The sequence below is a fragment of the Lelliottia sp. RD5 genome, assembly GCF_056032945.1.
Window position 1 is genome coordinate 39,559 of sequence record NZ_JBVYHQ010000007.1, and the last position, 20,258, is coordinate 59,816.

The following is a 20,258-nucleotide window of genomic DNA, read 5'->3' on the forward strand; positions in this document are numbered from 1 at the left end:
AGTAAAGAAAAAGGCCTTCCGATGGAAGGCCTTTTTTATGGATTACTGGATTACATATGGGCGGCAATCAAACGCTGGTTATCCTGGTACATCGCAAACAAGTAATTGTTGTAGCTCTGTCCCTGGGTGGAATAACCTTTCAGCTTGTGAATCATCGTGCTCGCCGTCACTTCCTGATCGGCTTTACGCAGCTGAGCGCGTGATTTACGGAATGAAGCGTACGCCGGATGCGTGTTCAGATTCACCACGTAGGCATTCACTGAATCTTTCACCGATTCGAACTGCGAATACCCTTTCACCTTGCCAGGCGCGTTGGTACAGCGGCCTTTGGTGCACTTCATGCCGAAGAGATTATTGTTGGTGCGGGCCAGTTTTGATGTCCCCCAACCACTCTCCGCAGCAGCCATTGTTGCCACCATGCTGCCTGGAATAATGTCTACGCGTTCAAGCAGTGAGTTCCACGGAACACGACGAGTATTACCGTTCCAGCTCACATTGTAGCGTTTAGCGATCTCTTTCAGACGCGTACGCTCGGTCGGCGACCAGCGGCTAGCGTACTGTTTTGAGATCAGCCAGTTACGATCCGCGGTAATCGCAGAATTTTGGCTTGTAATATAAGGCATTACCGTCCGGAGAAACGCTTTTTTTCTTGGTGTCCCGGAAGGGTATTTTCGCAAATCAGGCAGTGAACTACTCTTAACACTATTGCGAGAATACTCTTTCTTACTGCTAACCTTACTCTTACTGCTTGTTGTCGTCGTCTTTATGACGTGGGCTTTCTTACTCGTTGTATCCGTGTGCGTTTTAGCAAGCACCTCACCTGAAAAAGTCACGGTGAGCAACATGAGTATCGTAGCCCCAAATCGTCGTATGGGAGTCGATATCATTAGGTCTCCTGGTCGGATATTTATGTTCCAACCCTTTATTTTTTTCACAAAATTGAGAGCGGAATCTCAAATCATAGCAAAAATAACCTTTAAGAGCATCCAAAGAAATAGTCTAATTCCGAAACTATGTCACCTGAAACTTGCTCATATAAGCATCATTCCTGCAAATTTGTGTGCGATATCGCAGATAACAGCCTAATTTTGCGCGAGATCACTCATCCTTACCCCTCCACCTGAAAGATCGCGTCTGGGGATGAGTCCTGCACATACGCCTGGTGGCACACTGGTTAAAATTGCCACAACAGGAAAAAGGAATGAAACGCTCCGCTTTAGCCCTCTTGCTCTTACCCGCGATGGCAAACGCTGGCTGGTCATCCCCGGATTTCTCTACGTTTAAAGCAGAAGGAACCGGACTTTTCACAGGCCATGCAACGCTCGCGAAGGGTACGCGTCCTCTTACGCTCAGTTTTGACAATGCGTGCTGGCAGCCAACCGAAGCCGTAAAACTCAACGAAATGCTCTCGCTTAAACCGTGCGAAGGAACCCCACCGCAATGGCGCTTATTCCGCGAAGGGGATTACCAAATGCGCATTGATACGCGCTCTGGCACACCTACGCTGATGCTTACCGTGCAAAGTGTAACCGACAAACCTGTCACGGACGTCACTCGACAATGTCCTAAATGGGACGGCAAGCCCCTCACCCTTGACGTAACGAATACATTCCCGGAAGGCTCCGTCGTACGAGACTTCTACAGCAAGCAAACCGCTATGGTGCAGCAAGGTATAATCACACTTCAGCCTGCAGCCAACAGCAATGGCCTACTGCTGCTTGAGCGCGCCGAAACTGAAAAAACAGCGCCCTTTAGCTGGCAAAACGCCACCGTTTATTTCGTCCTGACGGATCGTTTTGTAAACGGGGATCCGTCAAACGACAACAGCTATGGCCGACACAAAGACGGTATGCAGGAGATTGGGACTTTCCACGGCGGCGATCTCAAAGGGCTCACCACTAAACTGGATTATTTGCAAAATCTGGGCGTCAACGCGCTCTGGATAAGCTCGCCGTTAGAGCAAATTCATGGCTGGGTCGGCGGCGGAACCAAGGGCGATTTCCCACATTACGCCTATCACGGCTACTACACGCAGGACTGGACACGACTCGACGCGAACATGGGCCAGGAGGACGATTTACGCCATCTGGTCGACGAGGCACACAAGCGCGGGATACGCATTCTTTTTGATGTGGTCATGAATCACACCGGCTACGCCACCCTTGCGGATATGCAGGAATATCAGTTCGGCGCGTTGTATGTCCAGGGTGATGAATTGAAAAAAACGCTGGGCGAGCGCTGGACCGACTGGAAGCCAGGCGCGGGGCAAAGCTGGCACAGCTTTAATGATTACATTAATTTTAGCGACAAAGCGGGATGGGAAAACTGGTGGGGTAAAAAATGGATCCGCACCGACATTGGCGATTACGACAACCCCGGTTTCGATGATCTGACCATGTCGCTGGCCTTCTTACCCGATCTCAAAACGGAATCCGCTGCGCCTTCCGGTCTGCCTAATTTCTATCGGCATAAGCCGGACACGCACGCCAAAGCCATCGCTGGTTATACCCCGCGCGATTATTTAACCCATTGGCTGAGTCAATGGGTTCGCGATTACGGCATTGATGGTTTTCGCGTGGATACCGCTAAACATGTCGAAATGGCGGGCTGGCAACAGCTGAAAGAACAGGCTACTGCGGCGCTGAAAGACTGGAAAACAGCCAATCCAGAGCAAAAGCTCGATGACGCTCCGTTCTGGATGACAGGCGAATCCTGGGGTCACGGCGTGATGCAAAGCGACTATTATCGCCATGGTTTCGACGCCATGATCAATTTTGATTATCAGGAACAAGCAGCAAAAGCGGTGAATTGTCTGGCTGATATGGACCTGACCTGGCAACAAATGGCCGAAAAACTGCAGGGTTTCAACGTCCTGAGCTATCTCTCTTCTCACGACACGCGCTTGTTCCGCGAAGGTGGCCAGCGTGCAGCCGAACTGCTGTTGCTCGCGCCAGGTGCCGTACAACTCTACTATGGCGACGAATCTGAACGCCCGTTTGGCCCGACCGGTTCCGATCCGCTTCAGGGGACACGCTCCGATATGAACTGGCAAGCGGTGTCCGGCAGCCAGGCGCAAACGGTCGCTCACTGGCAAATATTGGGGCAGTTCCGCGCCCGTCATCCCGCCATTGGCGCAGGCACTCAAACCACGCTATCCATGAAACAGGGCTATGGTTTTACCCGGCAACACCAGACCGACAAAGTGATGGTGGTGTGGGCGGGAAATCAGTAAACCGCTCCGTCTCCGCTCCCCAAAAGAGCGGAGACCCACCTGGAATAATCGACCACCCAACCAGAAATCCATAGCACAAAACAATAATCCGCTTCGCCTTTCACGATTTGCACCTGCGCATTTGTAGCGTTATGGTGACGCACTCTTAGAATAAGTACGATAGATCACCTGCTATGACCTTTTCACTGTTCGGCGATAAATTCACCCGCCATTCAGGCATTACCCGCCTGATGGAGGATCTCAACGACGGCCTGCGCACACCGGGCGCCATCATGCTCGGCGGCGGAAACCCGGCGCAAATCCCGGCCATGAATGAATATTTTCAGGACCTGCTGACGGAGATGCTGCAAAACGGCAAAGCCGCTGATGCACTTTGCAATTATGATGGCCCGCAGGGAAAAACCGAGCTGCTGTCGCTTCTGGCAAATATGCTGCGCGATGAACTGGGTTGGGATATCGAACCACAGAATATTGCACTGACAAATGGCAGCCAGAGCGCATTTTTCTACTTGTTTAATCTTTTCGCAGGACGACGCGCAGACGGTACGACCCGGAAAGTGCTTTTCCCACTGACCCCTGAATACATTGGCTATGCCGATTCCGGGCTGGAAGAGGACCTGTTTGTCTCAGCACGCCCCAATATAGAGTTGCTGCCGGAAGGCCAGTTCAAGTATCACGTCGATTTTGAACATCTGCACATTGGTGAAGAGACCGGCATGATTTGTGTGTCGCGACCGACCAACCCAACGGGCAACGTCATCACAGACGAAGAGCTGATGAAGCTGGATGTGTTGGCGAATCAGCACGGCATTCCGCTGGTGATCGATAATGCTTATGGCGTGCCATTCCCGGGCATTATCTTTAGCGAAGCGCGCCCGCTGTGGAACCCGAATATCGTCCTTTGCATGAGCCTGTCTAAACTTGGCCTGCCGGGCAGCCGCTGCGGCATTATTATTGCAAATGAAAAAATCATCTCCGCTATTACCAACATGAACGGGATTATTAGCCTCGCACCTGGTGGTATTGGCCCAGCAATGATGAGTGAAATGATCAAGCGTAACGATCTGCTGCGCCTGTCAAATGATGTGATTAAGCCGTTCTACTATCAGCGCGTTCACGAAACGATTGCGACAATTCGCCGCTATCTTCCCGAAGATCGTTGTCTTATTCATAAACCCGAAGGGGCCATTTTCCTTTGGTTATGGTTTAAAGATCTGCCGATTTCAACCGAACTGCTGTATCAGCGCCTGAAAAAACGCGGTGTATTGATGGTGCCCGGCGATTACTTTTTCCCTGGGCTGGATAAGCCATGGCCGCACACTCACCAGTGCATGCGTATGAATTACGTCCCGGACCCAGAAAAGATCGAGGCCGGTGTTAAAATTCTTGCTGAAGAAATTGAAATCGCCTGGAGTGAAAAATAGTCGCACATACATAAGGCGCTTCAACTGAAGTGCCTTATTTTTTTGTGGTCTCATGTTGAAAATAAAATACTTTAATCCTATAACACCTTATATCCATGATTAACTTAAAAAATGGTTGATTTTACTTACGCTGCATCGATCAAATAATGCTTTTGAAAAATGACGGTTATTCCCACAAGCATATCTCCATCATCTTGCTAACAATATATTTTTTCTGCCCGTTGATATTGTTATAGGCCTTAACCAACCCAAAAAATAAAACATATGCTCGCTGATACGTCGCTCGGCATTTTATTAAGTGATGCTATCTAATAACGTCAGCCGCATCAGCGTTATTGCTGTCGCGGTCCTGCTCGCGTTTTCTCTTTCTGCCAACAGTGGAAGCGGCGCGTCCCGTCGGAAACATTCCGTCAGACAGTAGCAACCGCGACTGGCGCTACAGCCTAACGGCGACGTGGAACTTCAATAACTTACTGTAATCTCTCAGAACGCAGTTGGGCGACGTCGACACAAGAGAGCGCATGTGTTGGGCAGGCCTCTACACAGGCTGGTCCTTGTGTCCTGTGATGACATAAATCACATTTGATCGCCTGTGCACGGTGGTGATTCACCACGACACGCATCGCGCCAAACGGACACGCGATCACGCAGCTTTTACATCCAATACACTGGCGCTGATCCACCGCTATTCTGCCCTGCTCACGCCGAATGGCACCCGTTGGGCAAACATTGCCACATGGCGCATCTTCACAATGATGGCAGGTCACCGCTGTCGAAAAGGTATCCCCTTTCACCACCTGGATTCGCGGGAGAAAAGCCTCTGCTGAAAGCTGCGCGCAGTCCTGTTCTTGCTGATGTGCCACGACGCAGGCCACCTCACACGTGCGGCAGCCGATGCATTTTTCCGAATTCGCCACGATAAACCGGTTCATCCCCTACTCCGCGCAACAGGTAAAAAAACCAGAGTGCCCGAAAAGCACGACAGGGTGCTTTGATCCTAAACGGGGAAGGCATCAGATTTGTGGTTTCTGCCATCGTTTACGGTCGTTTGCCAGAGATTTAATTGAGCACTGTGATGTTAATCATTTCAATTATGTGGAAATAATCACAGTAGCGGCACAGTCCACAGCCCGCCCAGTCAAGGTTATAAAGAGATTTAGGCGATACATTCTGCATGGTGATCATCTACATATATAACATTATTTATGTATCTATCTTTGTAAGTACATTTTTATTGTTAATTCGTAATTGTGATCATTGCCTCGGAATCATTTATTAAAACTAAAACATCAGGACACCTTATTGAAAAAAATAAAATTTAATGATATCTCATTTATCACACAACTAATCTTGAGGGTTTAGAATGGACTTTACTGAGAGACTCAACGTTTTATCTGTTAAAATAAAACAACAACTCAATGCTATTACTACTGAAGAAGCAACAAAAACAGCATTTGTTATGCCATTTATTCATAACGTTCTCGGTTATGATGTTTTTGATCCTTCCGAGGTTACCCCTGAATTTGTTTGTGATGTGGGAACAAAAAAAGGTGAGAAGATTGATTATGCGATAATTAAAAACAATGAGGTACAAATACTTATAGAATGCAAAAAAATAGGAGAACCCCTGAATATTAATCATGCCTCACAGTTATTTAGATACTTCCATGTTACTAATGCACGAATATCCATTTTGACTAATGGACAAATCTACCGCTTTTATACGGACTTGGATGCGCCGAATAAAATGGATGAGAAACATTTTTTAGAAATTGATCTATTAGATATTGATGAAAACATTATCCCTGAGTTAAATAAACTCACTAAAGCTTCTTTTGACCTTGAGTCAATAATAAATGCAGCAGGCGAGTTAAAATACGTCAGCCAAATTAAGAAAATCATTCACACACAACTAAACAATCCAGAAGATGATTTTGTAAAATTTTTTGCCTCAAGGGTATATGATGGAATATTGACGCAAAAAGTGAGAGAGTCTTTCCTAAATCTAACAAAAAAAGCTGCAAGCCAATATATTAACGATCAGATTAACGAAAGATTGAAATCAGCTATCACTGGAATTCCGTCGATTAGCGCAGAGCCACAAAGTGAAGCATTACCTGAAGACGAAGACACTCAAAAAGATGATAGCGATGTGGTCACAACTCTCGAGGAACTTGAGGGGTATCATGTAGTCAAAGCGATCACAAGGACTGTATTGGATGCATCTCGAATTACTCAACGTGACACAAAAAGTTACTTTGGCATACTTGTTGATGATAATAATCGCAAGCCAATCTGCCGACTGCACTTTAACAGATCGCAAAAATACATAGGGTTATTTGATATAGAGAAAAATGAGACACGTCATCCTATAGGCACGGTAGATGACATCTATTCTTTTGCAGATATTTTAAAAGCTACTGCCAGCTTGTATATATAGTAAGGAAATTAAATAACACTTCCCAAACTACTCATTTTGAATGATGTTTTCGGCGTCAGAAAGGCTAATACGCTTTATATTATCTTTCCGCTGCCTTGAGATTCGTAAACGTCCACTTTCATCAGTACAGAATCCCAATTAATGTAAACAAAACTAGATATGAGCATTCAACAGACCTCTTAAGCCAACTTAATAAACCCGGTGGCGCTAAACATACCCAGGCTGTATTTCGCAGGCCGGGTAGGTACAGCACCACCGGGTAGAGTGTGGGATTGCCCTCATCCTTGAGGGCAAATGCAGGGGGCTTAGAAACGCCAGCTCAAGCCAGTCATCAGCGCGAGACTGTCTTGCTTGTCAATCATTGGGCTGTTCTTCACGTCATCAGGTAATACGGTATAGGCGGCGCTGGCATTCAGGATAAAGGTATCCGTCAGCTCATATTTGGCAACCAGAGCCACGTATGGGTTCCAGCTATCTCCGGCGGAGTAGCGTTCCATGCCGCTGCGGTGTGACTCTTTACCTGAAACACCGTAGTAGTAATCGTTGAAGCTTTCGTCATAATACAGAACGCCAACCGATGGAATCAGAGTCAGGTAGTCCATGCGAATCGGCTTGAAATACGATATTTCGCCGACCACACCACCGCTTTCATCCATGGCGTCCGCCGCGACAGCAAACTTCATGCTGCCCCATTTTTCATGACGGTAATAAGCACCTCCCAGCATCGCAGAGGCTTTACGTTCATCGAGTTTTGCCATGGCGTGGTCGTCATTGTCATCCGGATCGAAGTGCAGTGGCATCCATGAAGCCGTCAGGCTTAATTCATTTTTGCTATCTTTCCAGAATGCCCAACCCGCCGTAAATTGACGCACATAGAAATTATCGCCTTCATAACTGATTAAAGGAACTCCTAAAACTTTCTCGTTATACCCTTTATAAGCCGATTCATTAAATACCGCCCCCGCACCCAGTGAAAAATCACTGGCCATGGCTGAAGATGCAGAAAATAATGCCGCGACGATAAGTAAATTCTTTTTGATATTCATTCCCTGTAATCCATTAAATGCCAAATAGCAGGCGAATAATAATGGTTACAAATTTATCTATGCAATGGCGCAAATAGTATAATATTATATACAAAATCATATAAATGGCTTTTCACGATGAATGATTTACAGATTAAACTGCGTGAGTTAAAGATCATTTCCGTCATTGCTGCAACACACAGTATCGGAGATGCCGCCGCCCTGTTAGGCATGGCGCAGGCAAATGTCAGTAAATATCTTTCCGATTTTGAAATGCGTGTTGGGCTGAAAGTATTCGAACGGACAACGCGACAGCTGGCGCTGACTCAGTTCGGGGAAGCGTTGGTGCCCTATGTCAATGCTTCACTGGATAAAAATAGCCAACTCATTAATTTTATTGCCGATTACAAACACGAAAAGAGCGGCCGCGTAACAATTTATGCCCCTACCGGAATCATCACCTATCTTGCGCGTCACGTCGTACATGAGATTGAAGATATAGGGGATATTCATCTCGCGTTGAAAACCTACAATCTTGATCGCAACGAATTTGCCGAAGGCGTGTCCTTTCCGGATGATTGCGATATATTAATTACCTATGCACAACCTAAAGACGAAAATTTAGTTGCCAGCGTACTGACAAAATATTCTGTGACCGCGTTCGCCACTGAAGCCTATTTAAAGCAACACCCCATTCAAGGGCCAGACGATTTAATTCATCACTCCTGTATTTTGATTGATTCAATGCTGGTCGATAATGCTAATATTTGGCGATTTTGTGTTTATGACAGCAATGAAATACGCGACTACAAAGTTACCGGAAATTATATTTGTGATAATACGCAAACCGCGTTGGAATTAGCGCGTAATAATTTAGGTATTGTCTTCGCGCCGAAAGAAAGCCTGCAGCAGGAGATCAATAAAGGAACGCTGGTTCCCTGCTTCCCGCATCGGGAGGAGTGGTGGCTCGATCTCACCGCCATTTTCCGTAAGCGAGAGTATCAACCGTGGCGTGTCCAGTACGTGCTTGACGGCGTTCTGAACAGCTTACGCACGCATATTTCTCAGGCCGCCCAGGGACGGCCTTCACCAGATAATTAGAACAATCCCAACGGCTTATCAGAATAGCTGACCAGCAGACATTTCGTTTGCTGGTAATGATTCAGCATCATCTTATGCGTTTCGCGCCCAATCCCCGACTGCTTATATCCGCCAAATGCGGCATGAGCCGGATAGGCGTGATAGCAGTTTGTCCAGACGCGTCCGGCCTGAATTCCGCGCCCCATTTTATACGCCAGATTACCGTTGCGGCTCCAGACGCCCGCCCCAAGGCCATATTGCGTATCGTTGGCCAACTCCAGCGCATCCTCCATGGTTTTAAACGTTGTCACTGCCAGCACCGGACCGAATATTTCCTCCTGGAAAACGCGCATATCATTTTTGCCAAACAGAATGGTTGGCTCAAGGTAAAAGCCATCTTTCAGGTCGCCTTCAAGCATTTTTCGACGCCCACCCGTCAGAATATCTGCGCCCTCTTTTTTACCGATATCAATGTAATTGAGGATGGTCTCAAGCTGTCCCTGAGAAACCTGCGCCCCCATCTGCGTGACGCTGTCCAGAGGATTACCGCTGCGGATAGATTCCACCCGACGAATAGCCCGTTCCATAAAGCGTTCATAAATGGATTCCTGCACCAGCGCACGGCTTGGACAGGTGCACACCTCGCCCTGGTTAAAGGCAAACAGCGCAAACCCTTCCAGCGCTTTGTCGAAGAAAGCGTCCTCTTCATCCATGACATCGGCAAAGAAAATGTTCGGCGATTTACCACCCAACTCCAGCGTGACCGGAATGATATTTTGAGTCGCATACTGCATGATTTGTTGGCCCACTTCCGTGGAGCCTGTGAACGCGACTTTCGCGATGCGCTTAGACGTCGCCAGATATTCACCGATTTCGCCGCCCGCCCCGTTCACAACGTTAATCACACCCGGCGGAACCAGGTCGCCGATGATTTCCATCAGCAGCAATACGGACAGCGGCGTTAAGCGCGCCGGTTTGAGGATCACGCAGTTGCCCGCCGCCAGCGCGGGTGCCATTTTCCAGCTTGCCATCAGCAGCGGGAAGTTCCATGGAATAATCTGCCCCACGACACCCAGCGGCTCGTGGAAGTGGTAGGCAACCGTTTCACTGTCTACTTCGCTGATTCCCCCTTCCTGAGCACGAATACAGGAGGCAAAATAACGGAAGTGGTCGATAGCCAGCGGTACGTCCGCGCCGGTGGTTTCGCGGATCGGTTTGCCGTTATCCCAGGTTTCAGCCGCTGCCAGCAGCTCGAGGTTTTGCTCCATCCGATCGGCAATTTTCAACAGAATGGCGGCGCGATCCTGAACCGAGGTATGTCCCCACTTCTCTTTCGCTTTATGCGCCGCATCCAGCGCCAGATCGATATCTTTTTTGCCTGAACTGGCGATTTCGCACAGCGGTTGCCCAGTGACAGGCGTCAGGTTTGAGTAATATTCGCCGTCGACGGGAGCAACCCAGCCGCCGCCTATGAAGTTGTCGTAACGGGGTTTTAACTTGAGGGGATAACCATACTCGCCAGGCTGCAAACGCGTTGAGGGAGGATTATTCGTCATGACCGTCTCCTTGCTGTTGGTGTCTAACAAGGGTAGTCACGACTGGCGATTTTTTTGCCAGCCGCTTACAGCTTTACGACAGGAATCACGGATTACATCGCCGCACGATAAATCGCCATAATTTCGTCATGCGTGGCCTGGACTGGATTAGTAAATCCACAGGCGTCTTTTAGCGCGTTGGTCGCCAGAATCGGGAAGTCCGCTTCCTTCACGTTGAGGTCACGCAATCCGGCCGGGATATTCACCTGACGCGCCAGAGAGCGAATCTCTGCGATACACGCCTGTGCGCCCTGCTCTGCTGTCATTTGACTGACATCAACACCCATCGCCTGGGCGCAATCACGCAGGCGCGAGGCCGCCACTTTGCAGTTAAACGTCTGCACGTGTGGCAACAGTATCGCATTGCACACGCCGTGCGGCAGATCGTAAAAACCGCCCAGCTGATGCGCCATCGCATGCACATACCCGAGAGACGCATTGTTAAACGCCATACCCGCGAGGAATTGCGCGTAGGCCATTGCTTCACGGGCGGCAGCGTTGCTGCCATCTTCTACCGCGTGCGCCAGGTTCTCGGCGATCATCGTCATCGCTTTTAATGCGCAAGCGTCGGTAATTGGCGTGGCTGCCGTGGAAACATAAGCTTCTATCGCGTGGGTCAACGCATCCATGCCGGTTGCGGCCGTCAGGGATTTCGGCATGCCAACCATCAGCGAAGAGTCATTCACGGATAAAACAGGCGTGACGTGTTTATCGACAATGGCCATTTTAATGTGACGCACTTCATCGGTAATGATGCAGAAACGGGTCATTTCGGATGCCGTGCCGGCCGTCGTATTAATCGCAATCATGGGTAACTGCGGTTTTGCCGAGCGATCGACGCCCTCATAGTCACGAATATCCCCACCGTTTGCCGCGACCAGCGCAATGCCTTTCGCGCAATCATGTGGAGAACCACCGCCGAGCGAAATAACGCAATCACAGTGATTTTCTTTTAATATTTTCAGCCCGGCAGCGACATTAGCAGTGGTTGGATTAGGGTGCGTGCCATCAAATACAACGCTAACAATATCGCGTTCCTGAAGCGCGTTTTGAATATCGGCAACCATCCCCATTTTTTTTAAAACCGCGTCAGTCACAACCAGGGCGCGACGCCAGCCGTAATCGCGCATAGTATCCATTGCGCTAACTAATGAATCAGGGCCTATAATATTCACCGAAGGAATATAAAATACGGATGCTGCCATAGTAATACCTCGAAGGTGTTAGAGTTCAAGGCAGAATACAAAAATGAGAATATAAAAACATGATCAGAACGGTAATATTGCGTAGATATTCGCAGACTTTTTATTTTTAAGCCTGCGAAATATATTATTTAGTATATAAACTTATCTTTTTGTTAATTTGTATTATGGAATGATGTTATCTCAGGAAATAATAACGAATCCCGTAATAGATGATCATTACCACGACGACGCGTAAAACCAATCCGGTTAAAATATTCCAGAATTTGAATCGCCAGCTTACGCCCGACATTAAGCCGATCGCGGAAGTCAGCCGCACAGGTCGATCCCTTTTCCTGATCCAACTCGCGAATCAAATTAGCAAACGTCACGATCCGATCGTTGCGGTAGTAGCGATCTTTCACGATCGCGGTAATCAGCCCCTGCTGGGCTGAATGGCGCAATACCTGGCGCATTAACTGCTCTTCTGTCCCCGTTTTCTGGGCCAGATCGCGCACCCACCAGGGTTCATCACCAAATAACGGCGCCGCTTTTTGCCATATCGCGTCTTGTTCAGGCGTAAAGCCCGCTTTGTGATCCGGCAGATGCAGCCAACCGTGGTGGCTTTGAATGACGCCGCTTTCACGCATTTTTTCAATCAACAGCAGAACCAGCGCGTCATCTTCCATCGGCAGAGCCATACGGCGCAGCCGTTCGCGCCCAGGCCCCGGCTCGTCCTGATGCTGTTCGTGGTAAGTCGCAAGCGTTGTCAGCACTTTACGCTGCCAGCGCGCGGCGACAGTCGCATTCAGTAAATTATTACCCGCCTGGATAAAATCGGGCTGCTGCGACAATCGGTGCAGCCCGTCGTCACTCAGTTGGCGCGCCCAGGCAAAATCAGCAAGATTTACCGCACCACGCTCAAGGTGAACCGACAGCGCAGCGCTATCAGTCTCTGTCAGCGCGAGCGCCGTCAGCCATTGCAGATATTCAGCTTTACGTTTGCCGCGACGCGGTGGGTTTAACGTCACCACGCGTGCCCCCGCCAGCGTGGTCCGCGCGGAGATATCGCGCAGCACCAGTCGGTCATTATCAGCAAGGCAAAGCGGCGTATCGAATACCAGCTCTGCCAGATCGTTTTCCAGCAGAGAAACGCGGCCCGTAACGTGGCTGGCGGCATGGTGGATGTGCAGCGGCTGCCACTGTGTCAGCGGCGTATGGGTTTGCAGAGAAACAATCACGCGCTCGGACGGTTCCGGTGGGGCGTCGGACAGCAGCCAGTCGCCGCGGTTGAGCTGTTCTTTTTCGGCATCGCCCGCAATGTTCAGCGCGATACGCTGCCCGGCATGTGCCTGTTCAGATGGCTGATTCTGCGCGTGCAGACCCCTAACACGCATCGGTTTGTTGACGCCCGTCAGCCACAGGCTGTCCCCCACTTTCACTTCACCGCTCAGCGCCGTACCGGTGACGACCAGTCCAGCCCCTTTCACGGTAAAGGCGCGGTCAATCGCTAAACGGAAGCGATGATCGCGGGTTTGCTCACGCGAGGAAAGCTGCTGAAGATGTGCGCGAAGTTCGTCGATTCCCCGCCCTTCTGTAGCGACCGTGACAAAAATGGGCGCATTGGCAAAACCGTATTCCTGTAATATCGCCTGAAGCTGTTGGCGTACTTCATCAATACGGCTCTCATCGACGCGATCCGCTTTCGTCAGCGCAACCGTGAGCTGCGGATTTCCGGTCAAGTGCAATATGGTCAGATGTTCGCGCGTTTGCGCCATCACGCCGTCATCACAGGCCACCACCAGCAGTGCATGGTCGATTCCGCCAACGCCTGCCAGCATATTCGAGAGAAATTTCTCGTGCCCAGGGACATCGATAAAACCCAGCACCCGGCCATCAGGCTGCGGCCAGTAGGCATATCCCAGATCGATGGTCATGCCGCGTTTTTTCTCTTCGGGCAAGCGATCGGCATTCACACCCGTGATGGCCTGCAGCAGCGTGGTTTTCCCGTGGTCAACATGACCGGCAGTGGCAATAATCATTTCAGCAACATCTCCAGAAACTGTTCTTCATCTTCAAGGCAGCGCAGATCCAGCCACAGCCGTCCGTCATAGATGCGGCCAATAATCGGCGTAGACAAGGCCCGCCAGCGAGATGACAGCGCTTCGAGCTGGCTACCGCGCCCGTCGCGTGGCGTAAACGTCAGTGCCGCACTCGGCAGGCGATCAACCGGTAACGATCCGCTGCCAATCTGCGACTGACAGGATTCGACATGCACATCAAACGCCACGAAATGCGCAGCGATTTTTGCGCGCAATAACTCGGCCTGAGCACGAATAGACGCCGCATCACGCGACAGCAATCGCAACGTGGGTAGCCGTTCCGCCAGTTTTTCTGGATGGAGATACAGTTGCAGCGTGGCTTCAAGCGCCGCCAGCGTCATTTTATCGGCGCGAAGCGCGCGCTTTAGCGGATGCTGCTGTAGCTTTTCAATCAGCTCGCGTTTGCCAACGATAATGCCCGCCTGCGGACCGCCCAGCAGCTTATCGCCTGAAAAACTGACCAGGCTGACGCCTGCGGCGATCATCTCCTGCGGCATCGGCTCTTTCGGCAAGCCGTACAGACTGAGATCCACCAGCGAACCGCTGCCCAGATCGGCAATCACCGGCACGTTCAGCTCGCGGCCGATCTCTGCCAGTTCCGCCTCTTCAACGGTTTTGGTAAAACCGTCAATCTGATAATTACTGGTGTGAACTTTCATCAACAGCGCGGTGTTTTCATTTACCGCAGCGCGATAGTCTTTCGCATGCGTCCGGTTTGTCGTTCCCACTTCATGCAGCGTGCAACCGGCCTGGCGCATCACATCCGGAATGCGAAACGCCCCGCCAATCTCCACTAGCTCACCGCGCGACACCACAACCTCTTTTCCGCTTGCGGTCGCCGCCAGCATCAGCAGCACTGCCGCCGCGTTGTTATTCACGACGCAGGCATCTTCCGCGCCCGTAATCTGGCACAGCAGATCCGCCAACGCCCGGTCGCGATGACCACGGCCTGCGCCATCCAGATCGTATTCCAGCGTCACGGGCGAACGCATCGCCTGGGTAACAGCCTCAATCGCCTCTTCAGCCTGTTGCGCACGACCTAAATTGGTGTGAAGTACGGTCCCAGTGAGATTAATGACCGGGCGCAATGCGCTCTGCGATTTCGCCTTCAGTCGCTTTTCTACCTCCAGCGGCCAGTCGGCACACCACTGCGGCAGTGCATTTTCAGCCTGAATATGCTGGCGGGCTTCATCCTGTAACACACGTAATAACGCGACGGCGCGAGTATGTCCGAACTGTTCAAGAAGGGGAGTGAAACGAGGATCACGCAGCAGGCGATCGGACGCAGGTATCTGGCTGTAGAGAGAATGATGAGTCGTCATTGTCATGCCTGGAAATGGGGTATTTATCCCCCTCCCGACGGGAGAGGGAGTCAATGTCTAAAGGGATTGTACAGGGTAAAGAGGAGAAGTGTTATAACCCGCATCAAGCCTTCGGCGGTTCTGTACGCGCAAAACTTTCGCGCTGGAAGAGCGTTTCAGCGAGTTTGACCAGCAGCGGACGTTCTACGCACCAGCCAGGCGAAACATGGCGGAAATTGAGATAACCCACCGCGCAGGCAATGGCAATCGTGGCCAAATTCAGCGTATCAGTTTTAATACGGCCGTCATGCAGCAGCTGTTCGCACCAGTCAAGACTGCGGCTGATTTTTTCCCGCTGACGCAACAGCTCAGTTTCGGATTGCTGCGCCGCAGGGCGGGCTTGCTCGCGCACGGACGCCAGCGCCGCATCCATAATGCCATCCGCCAGCGCTTCGATTTGCCTCACGGCGAGCGCGGCTTTCGGTTCTCGCGGCACCATCGCAGGCGCAATGCCGAGCAGTTCGATATATTCCGCAATAATCGGAGAGTCAAACCAGTATTCGCCATCATCGGTGACCAGCGCTGGAACTTTACCCAACGGGTTATACTGCGCCACGCCATTCTCTGCGTTGTAAGGCTGTTCATTCACAAACTCGAACGTGATGCCCTTTTCCAACAGGAGAACCGAAATTTTACGCACGAATGGGCTGGTGTAGCTGCCGATGAGTTTCATTGCCTGATCCTTGATGCTCCCAAAAGGGTAAGTATGGATCAGGCAACGAAAAAAGGCAGAATCTTAATGATCGAGGTAGAGGTAATGCATCCAGCTGGTCATGCGCAGCAGCACTTTTCGCATCACCGAGACGTGGGAGAAATGGTCGGAATAGACGGCCACTTGCGCATAGATGCCGTCCGGCAGCGCTTCGACATCCGCATTTGGCTCAAGCTCAATCGTGCCAATCACCCCATCCATACCTGGAGTCACCGTTAAAGATTGCAGCGCACCTTGAGCCTGATAAGAGCCACCCGGTACAACCGGCAAAATGCTGGTGAGCTTACCGCTGAAAACCTGGCCCGGCAGCGCGTTGAATACCACTTCGGCTTCGTCACCCGGTTTCAAGCGCAGTAACGAGTTCTGGCGGAACTGCGCCACGATGAGACGTTTCTGCTCTGGAATAAACACCATCACCGGACGTAACGGCAGCGCGGCAGCATACGTCCCCGGACGGATCAGCACCTGAGTGACATAGCCGTTGCTGGGCGCGCGCACCACGGTTTGTTCGAGATTGTAGTTGGCTTCCGTCAGCTGAGCGCGTAGCGAGACAATTTGCGATTGTTCGCCGTTAACCATGCTGTCTAACTGACTTTTGATTTGCGCTTGATCCGCAATGGACGCTTTGACCATCGCATCCTGCGCCAGATAGTTTTGCCGCGCGTTATCAATGTCGCTTTCTGAGAAGGGATTGACCTTCGCCTGGCTGCCCTTCAGATAGCGCTGGAAATCTTTATAAAGCCTGTCGCGTTCGGCTGACACGCGTGTCGTATTGGCTTCGGCTTCAGAAAGCTGCGCTTTCAGGACATCAATATTGTGTGTCGCCGTCACCAAATCCGCTTTGAGTCTGTCGACTCTGGCCTGATAGCGCACCGGGTCTAGTTTAAATAACACATCGCCTTTTTTAATGAGCTGATTATTTTTATCCGTCACTTCACTTACTACCCCAGTGACCTGCGGGGTAATCGGAATAGAAATGACTGCTTTCTGTGCCGTGAACGTATACGGATGGTTGTAGTTCATTAATAAAATCAAACCTGCGACAATAAATACCCCGCCTAATGCAGCAGTAGACAGCGTCCATTGATTAACCGGTATGCGAAATATTTTAAATATTGCCCACGCAAACGCCACGTAAGTCAAAATAATGAGCAGGTCCATACTTAGCCCTCCGCCATATTTTTATCTGCAGGCGTTTTATCAGCGGGAGTTGGCGCGGCAGCAAGCTGCTGTTCCAGTGCGGCAATGCGTTTTGACAGGGCATCAATATCCGGTTGCTGCGGGCCTGGCACCGTGTGGTTTTGCATACCCCATCCGCGCTCAGGCTGGTACAACGTGGCCCAAATCCACAGGAACGGCCAGATAATGTGGAGTGTAAACAGACTGACCCAGCCCGCCGTATGGATTGCATCAGCGTGGGGATGATTACGCTTTTTTGCCATCAAATAAGGGATGTCGTGGATGGCAATGACTCCATAGAAAATAACAAGGAAAACGAAAATCAATACACCCAGCGCAAAATAGTTTAAAAACATATTTGCCTCACTCAAAACAACGTCAACTCATTAAAATAATTAAATGGTAAGCAACCAAATTAATTTGTTTTAAGCACATTCTTATGCGCTTATATTTCAGAGCGGAGGAGTATGATTTTTTATTATATCTCCATGCAAGTTTATAAACGTGACAAAATATATCATGAAGAATAAATATACTTAAGTTTACATAATGAGCGTAATCCAGGTTCTTACTTTTCGCCATAAACTAAAATATGAAATGAGTTTAGCTTTTCGTGTGACCTCGTCCTGGATTTGGATGGCGATACAGAGTTTGCCGCCGATCACATCCAGAGAAATCCGCATAAAAATATTTTGTGAATTCAATCACAATAACGAGACAAACACTCAGCTGTAAAATGTGATCAACTTCACATTAACATGCCTGATACGCTACTTTTCTCTCCATTGTATTTTTTTCATACTCTCATTTTGTGACGACGATCACTTCAATCTTATCCGCACCCCCTATATTTGCGTGACGTATATCACATAAATTTTCGCTGTCTGGACAGTTGAACGATTCGGTGCCAGATTTCACAGCAACAGAACAGGGCTCAGCAACCTCTGCCGCCGCACATTAACGATAAACCTCGGGCTGAAAGCCTAAGCGTAAACATAAGAAGGGGTGTTTTATGTCATCCGATTTCAAGATCAAAGTACAAAGCTTTGGTCGTTTCCTCAGCAACATGGTGATGCCAAATATCGGCGCGTTTATCGCGTGGGGTATCATCACCGCTTTGTTCATTCCAACAGGATGGTTGCCAAGCGAAACCCTGGCGAAGCTTGTTGGCCCAATGATTACCTATCTGTTGCCACTGCTCATCGGTTTTACCGGTGGTCGTTTGGTCGGCGGTGATCGTGGTGGCGTGGTCGGTGCAATTACGACCATGGGCGTGATCGTCGGCGCGGATATGCCGATGTTCCTTGGTGCAATGATCGCTGGTCCGCTGGGCGGCTGGGCGATTAAGAAATTCGACGTCTGGGTTGATGGCAAAATCAAATCCGGTTTCGAAATGCTGGTGAACAACTTCTCCGCTGGCATCATCGGTATGATCCTGGCGATTCTGGCGTTCCTCGGCATTGGCCCTGCGGTTGAAGTGCTGTCAAAAGTGCTGGCTGCTGGCGTTAACTTCATGGTCGTTCACGACATGCTGCCGCTGGCGTCCATCTTTGTTGAACCGGCGAAAATCCTGTTCCTCAACAACGCAATTAACCACGGTATCTTCTCGCCGCTGGGTATTCAGCAGTCTCATGAACTCGGCAAGTCCATCTTCTTCCTGATTGAAGCAAACCCAGGTCCGGGTATGGGTGTTCTGCTGGCGTATATGTTCTTTGGTCGCGGCAGTGCTAAACAGTCTGCAGGCGGCGCGGCAATCATCCACTTCCTGGGTGGTATCCACGAAATTTACTTCCCATACGTGCTGATGAACCCACGTCTGATCCTGGCCGTTATCCTCGGCGGTATGACGGGTGTGTTCACTCTGAGCGTGTTGGGTGGTGGTCTGGTTTCTCCCGCGTCTCCAGGTTCTATCCTGGCGGTACTGGCGATGACGCCAAAAGGCGCTTACTTCGCAAACATCGCAGCGATTTGTGCTGCAATGGCGGTCTCCTTCGTAGTGTCTGCCATCTTGCTGAAAACCAGCAAAGTGAAAGAAGAAGATGATATCGAAGCAGCGACCCGTCGCATGCATGATATGAAGTCCGAATCCAAAGGCGTTGCAACGCCGCTGTCTGCTGGCGACGTGTCTAACGACCTGAGCCATGTGCGTAAAATCATCGTGGCTTGCGATGCGGGTATGGGTTCCAGCGCCATGGGCGCCGGTGTGCTGCGCAAAAAAGTCCAGGATGCGGGTCTGACCCACATCTCCGTGACCAACAGCGCCATTAACAGCCTGCCAGGGGACGTTGATCTGGTCATCACGCACCGCGATCTGACTGAACGCGCTATGCGTCAGGTTCCGCAGGCACAGCATATTTCGCTGACCAACTTCCTGGATAGCGGTCTGTACTCCAGCCTGACAGAACGTCTGGTTGCCGCGCAGCGCCACACCGACAACGAAGTGAAAGTTCGTGATAGCCTGAAAGACAGTTTTGATGCGAACGACAGCCACCTGTTCAAACTGGGTGCGGAGAACATCTTCCTGGGCCGCACGGCGAGCCACAAAGAAGAAGCGATTCGCTTTGCCGGTGAGCAACTGGTAAAAGGCGGCTACGTTGAGCCAGAATACGTTGATGCCATGCTGGAACGTGAAAAGCTGACCCCAACCTATCTGGGCGAATCCATTGCGGTTCCGCACGGTACGGTTGAAGCGAAAGACCGCGTATTGAAAACCGGCGTGGTGTTCTGTCAGTATCCTGATGGCGTGCGCTTTGGCGAAGAAGAAGACGATATCGCCCGTCTGGTGATTGGGATCGCCGCTCGCAACAACGAGCACATCCAGGTGATTACCAGCCTGACAAACGCGCTGGATGATGAAACCGTTATCGAACGTCTGTCACAGACCACCAGCGTTGAAGAAGTGCTGGCTCTGCTGAACAAATAAGGCC

Annotated in this window: 15 protein-coding genes; 5 read left to right on the top strand and 10 right to left on the bottom strand. The window is 50.4% G+C overall.

Features of this window, described 5'->3' with window-relative positions; translation table 11 throughout:
• Positions 1 to 50 precede the first annotated feature (50 nt).
• Entirely contained in the window at positions 51 to 887 is an 837-nt protein-coding gene (locus tag AC0LWE_RS18595; protein ID WP_059180442.1) for a protein bax, read from the bottom strand.
• 314 nt (positions 888 to 1,201) lie between these two features.
• On the opposite strand from AC0LWE_RS18595, the gene AC0LWE_RS18600 reads away from it, so the two are divergent.
• Positions 1,202 to 3,232 carry an alpha-amylase gene (locus AC0LWE_RS18600; protein ID WP_219347182.1) on the top strand — a complete coding sequence of 677 codons (2,031 nt, stop codon included), beginning with the start codon at positions 1,202 to 1,204 and terminating at the stop codon, positions 3,230 to 3,232.
• Between the two features lie 173 nt (positions 3,233 to 3,405).
• On the top strand, positions 3,406 to 4,656 hold the full coding sequence (avtA, locus tag AC0LWE_RS18605; protein WP_202666133.1) for a valine--pyruvate transaminase: 1,251 nt from the start codon (positions 3,406 to 3,408) through the stop codon (positions 4,654 to 4,656).
• A 470-nt stretch (positions 4,657 to 5,126) separates the two neighbouring features.
• On the opposite strand, the gene AC0LWE_RS18610 is transcribed toward avtA, so the two are convergent.
• The gene (locus tag AC0LWE_RS18610; RefSeq protein WP_202694542.1) at positions 5,127 to 5,588 is read right to left on the bottom strand and encodes a 4Fe-4S dicluster domain-containing protein; all 462 of its coding nucleotides are present in this window, start codon (positions 5,586 to 5,588) and stop codon (positions 5,127 to 5,129) included.
• A 431-nt stretch (positions 5,589 to 6,019) separates the two neighbouring features.
• Here AC0LWE_RS18610 and AC0LWE_RS18615 point away from each other — a divergent pair, with 431 nt between their 5' ends.
• The gene (locus AC0LWE_RS18615) at positions 6,020 to 7,096 is read left to right on the top strand and encodes a type I restriction endonuclease (protein ID WP_219347183.1); all 1,077 of its coding nucleotides are present in this window, start codon (positions 6,020 to 6,022) and stop codon (positions 7,094 to 7,096) included.
• A gap of 305 nt (positions 7,097 to 7,401) precedes the next feature.
• On the opposite strand, the gene AC0LWE_RS18620 is transcribed toward AC0LWE_RS18615, so the two are convergent.
• Positions 7,402 to 8,142, bottom strand: coding sequence for a MipA/OmpV family protein (locus AC0LWE_RS18620; RefSeq protein WP_219347184.1), 741 nt, complete (start codon positions 8,140 to 8,142; stop codon positions 7,402 to 7,404).
• A gap of 117 nt (positions 8,143 to 8,259) precedes the next feature.
• Between AC0LWE_RS18620 and AC0LWE_RS18625 the strand changes: the two genes are divergently transcribed.
• On the top strand, positions 8,260 to 9,222 hold the full coding sequence (locus AC0LWE_RS18625; protein ID WP_219347185.1) for a LysR family transcriptional regulator: 963 nt from the start codon (positions 8,260 to 8,262) through the stop codon (positions 9,220 to 9,222).
• Here the strand turns inward: AC0LWE_RS18625 and exaC are convergent.
• From exaC to AC0LWE_RS18660, 7 genes are all read right to left on the bottom strand, one after another.
• Entirely contained in the window at positions 9,219 to 10,757 is a 1,539-nt protein-coding gene (gene exaC, locus AC0LWE_RS18630) for an acetaldehyde dehydrogenase ExaC (RefSeq protein WP_059180448.1), read from the bottom strand. The two genes, AC0LWE_RS18625 and exaC, sit on opposite strands and share 4 nt — an antisense overlap.
• A 92-nt stretch (positions 10,758 to 10,849) precedes the next feature.
• Positions 10,850 to 12,001, bottom strand: coding sequence for an L-threonine dehydrogenase (yiaY, locus tag AC0LWE_RS18635; protein WP_219347186.1), 1,152 nt, complete (start codon positions 11,999 to 12,001; stop codon positions 10,850 to 10,852).
• Between the two features lie 152 nt (positions 12,002 to 12,153).
• A complete protein-coding gene (gene selB / locus AC0LWE_RS18640; protein ID WP_219347187.1) occupies positions 12,154 to 14,019 on the bottom strand; it encodes a selenocysteine-specific translation elongation factor in 1,866 nt (621 codons plus the stop codon).
• Positions 14,016 to 15,401 (bottom strand): L-seryl-tRNA(Sec) selenium transferase, encoded by a 1,386-nt coding sequence (gene selA / locus AC0LWE_RS18645; RefSeq protein ID WP_219347188.1) that lies wholly within the window; start codon positions 15,399 to 15,401, stop codon positions 14,016 to 14,018. The genes selB and selA overlap by 4 nt, the downstream gene beginning before the upstream one ends.
• A gap of 103 nt (positions 15,402 to 15,504) precedes the next feature.
• Positions 15,505 to 16,113, bottom strand: a complete 609-nt coding sequence (locus tag AC0LWE_RS18650; RefSeq protein WP_059180452.1) for a glutathione S-transferase — start codon at positions 16,111 to 16,113, stop codon at positions 15,505 to 15,507.
• Between the two features lie 63 nt (positions 16,114 to 16,176).
• The gene (locus AC0LWE_RS18655; protein WP_202666139.1) at positions 16,177 to 17,313 is read right to left on the bottom strand and encodes an HlyD family secretion protein; all 1,137 of its coding nucleotides are present in this window, start codon (positions 17,311 to 17,313) and stop codon (positions 16,177 to 16,179) included.
• A gap of 2 nt (positions 17,314 to 17,315) precedes the next feature.
• Complete coding sequence (locus AC0LWE_RS18660; RefSeq protein WP_202668306.1) at positions 17,316 to 17,687, bottom strand: DUF3302 domain-containing protein; 372 nt, start codon at positions 17,685 to 17,687, stop codon at positions 17,316 to 17,318.
• Positions 17,688 to 18,343: 656 nt separating this feature from the next.
• On the opposite strand from AC0LWE_RS18660, the gene AC0LWE_RS18665 reads away from it, so the two are divergent.
• Positions 18,344 to 20,254, top strand: a complete 1,911-nt coding sequence (locus AC0LWE_RS18665) for a PTS mannitol transporter subunit IICBA (protein ID WP_059180455.1) — start codon at positions 18,344 to 18,346, stop codon at positions 20,252 to 20,254.
• Positions 20,255 to 20,258: the final 4 nt, after the last annotated feature.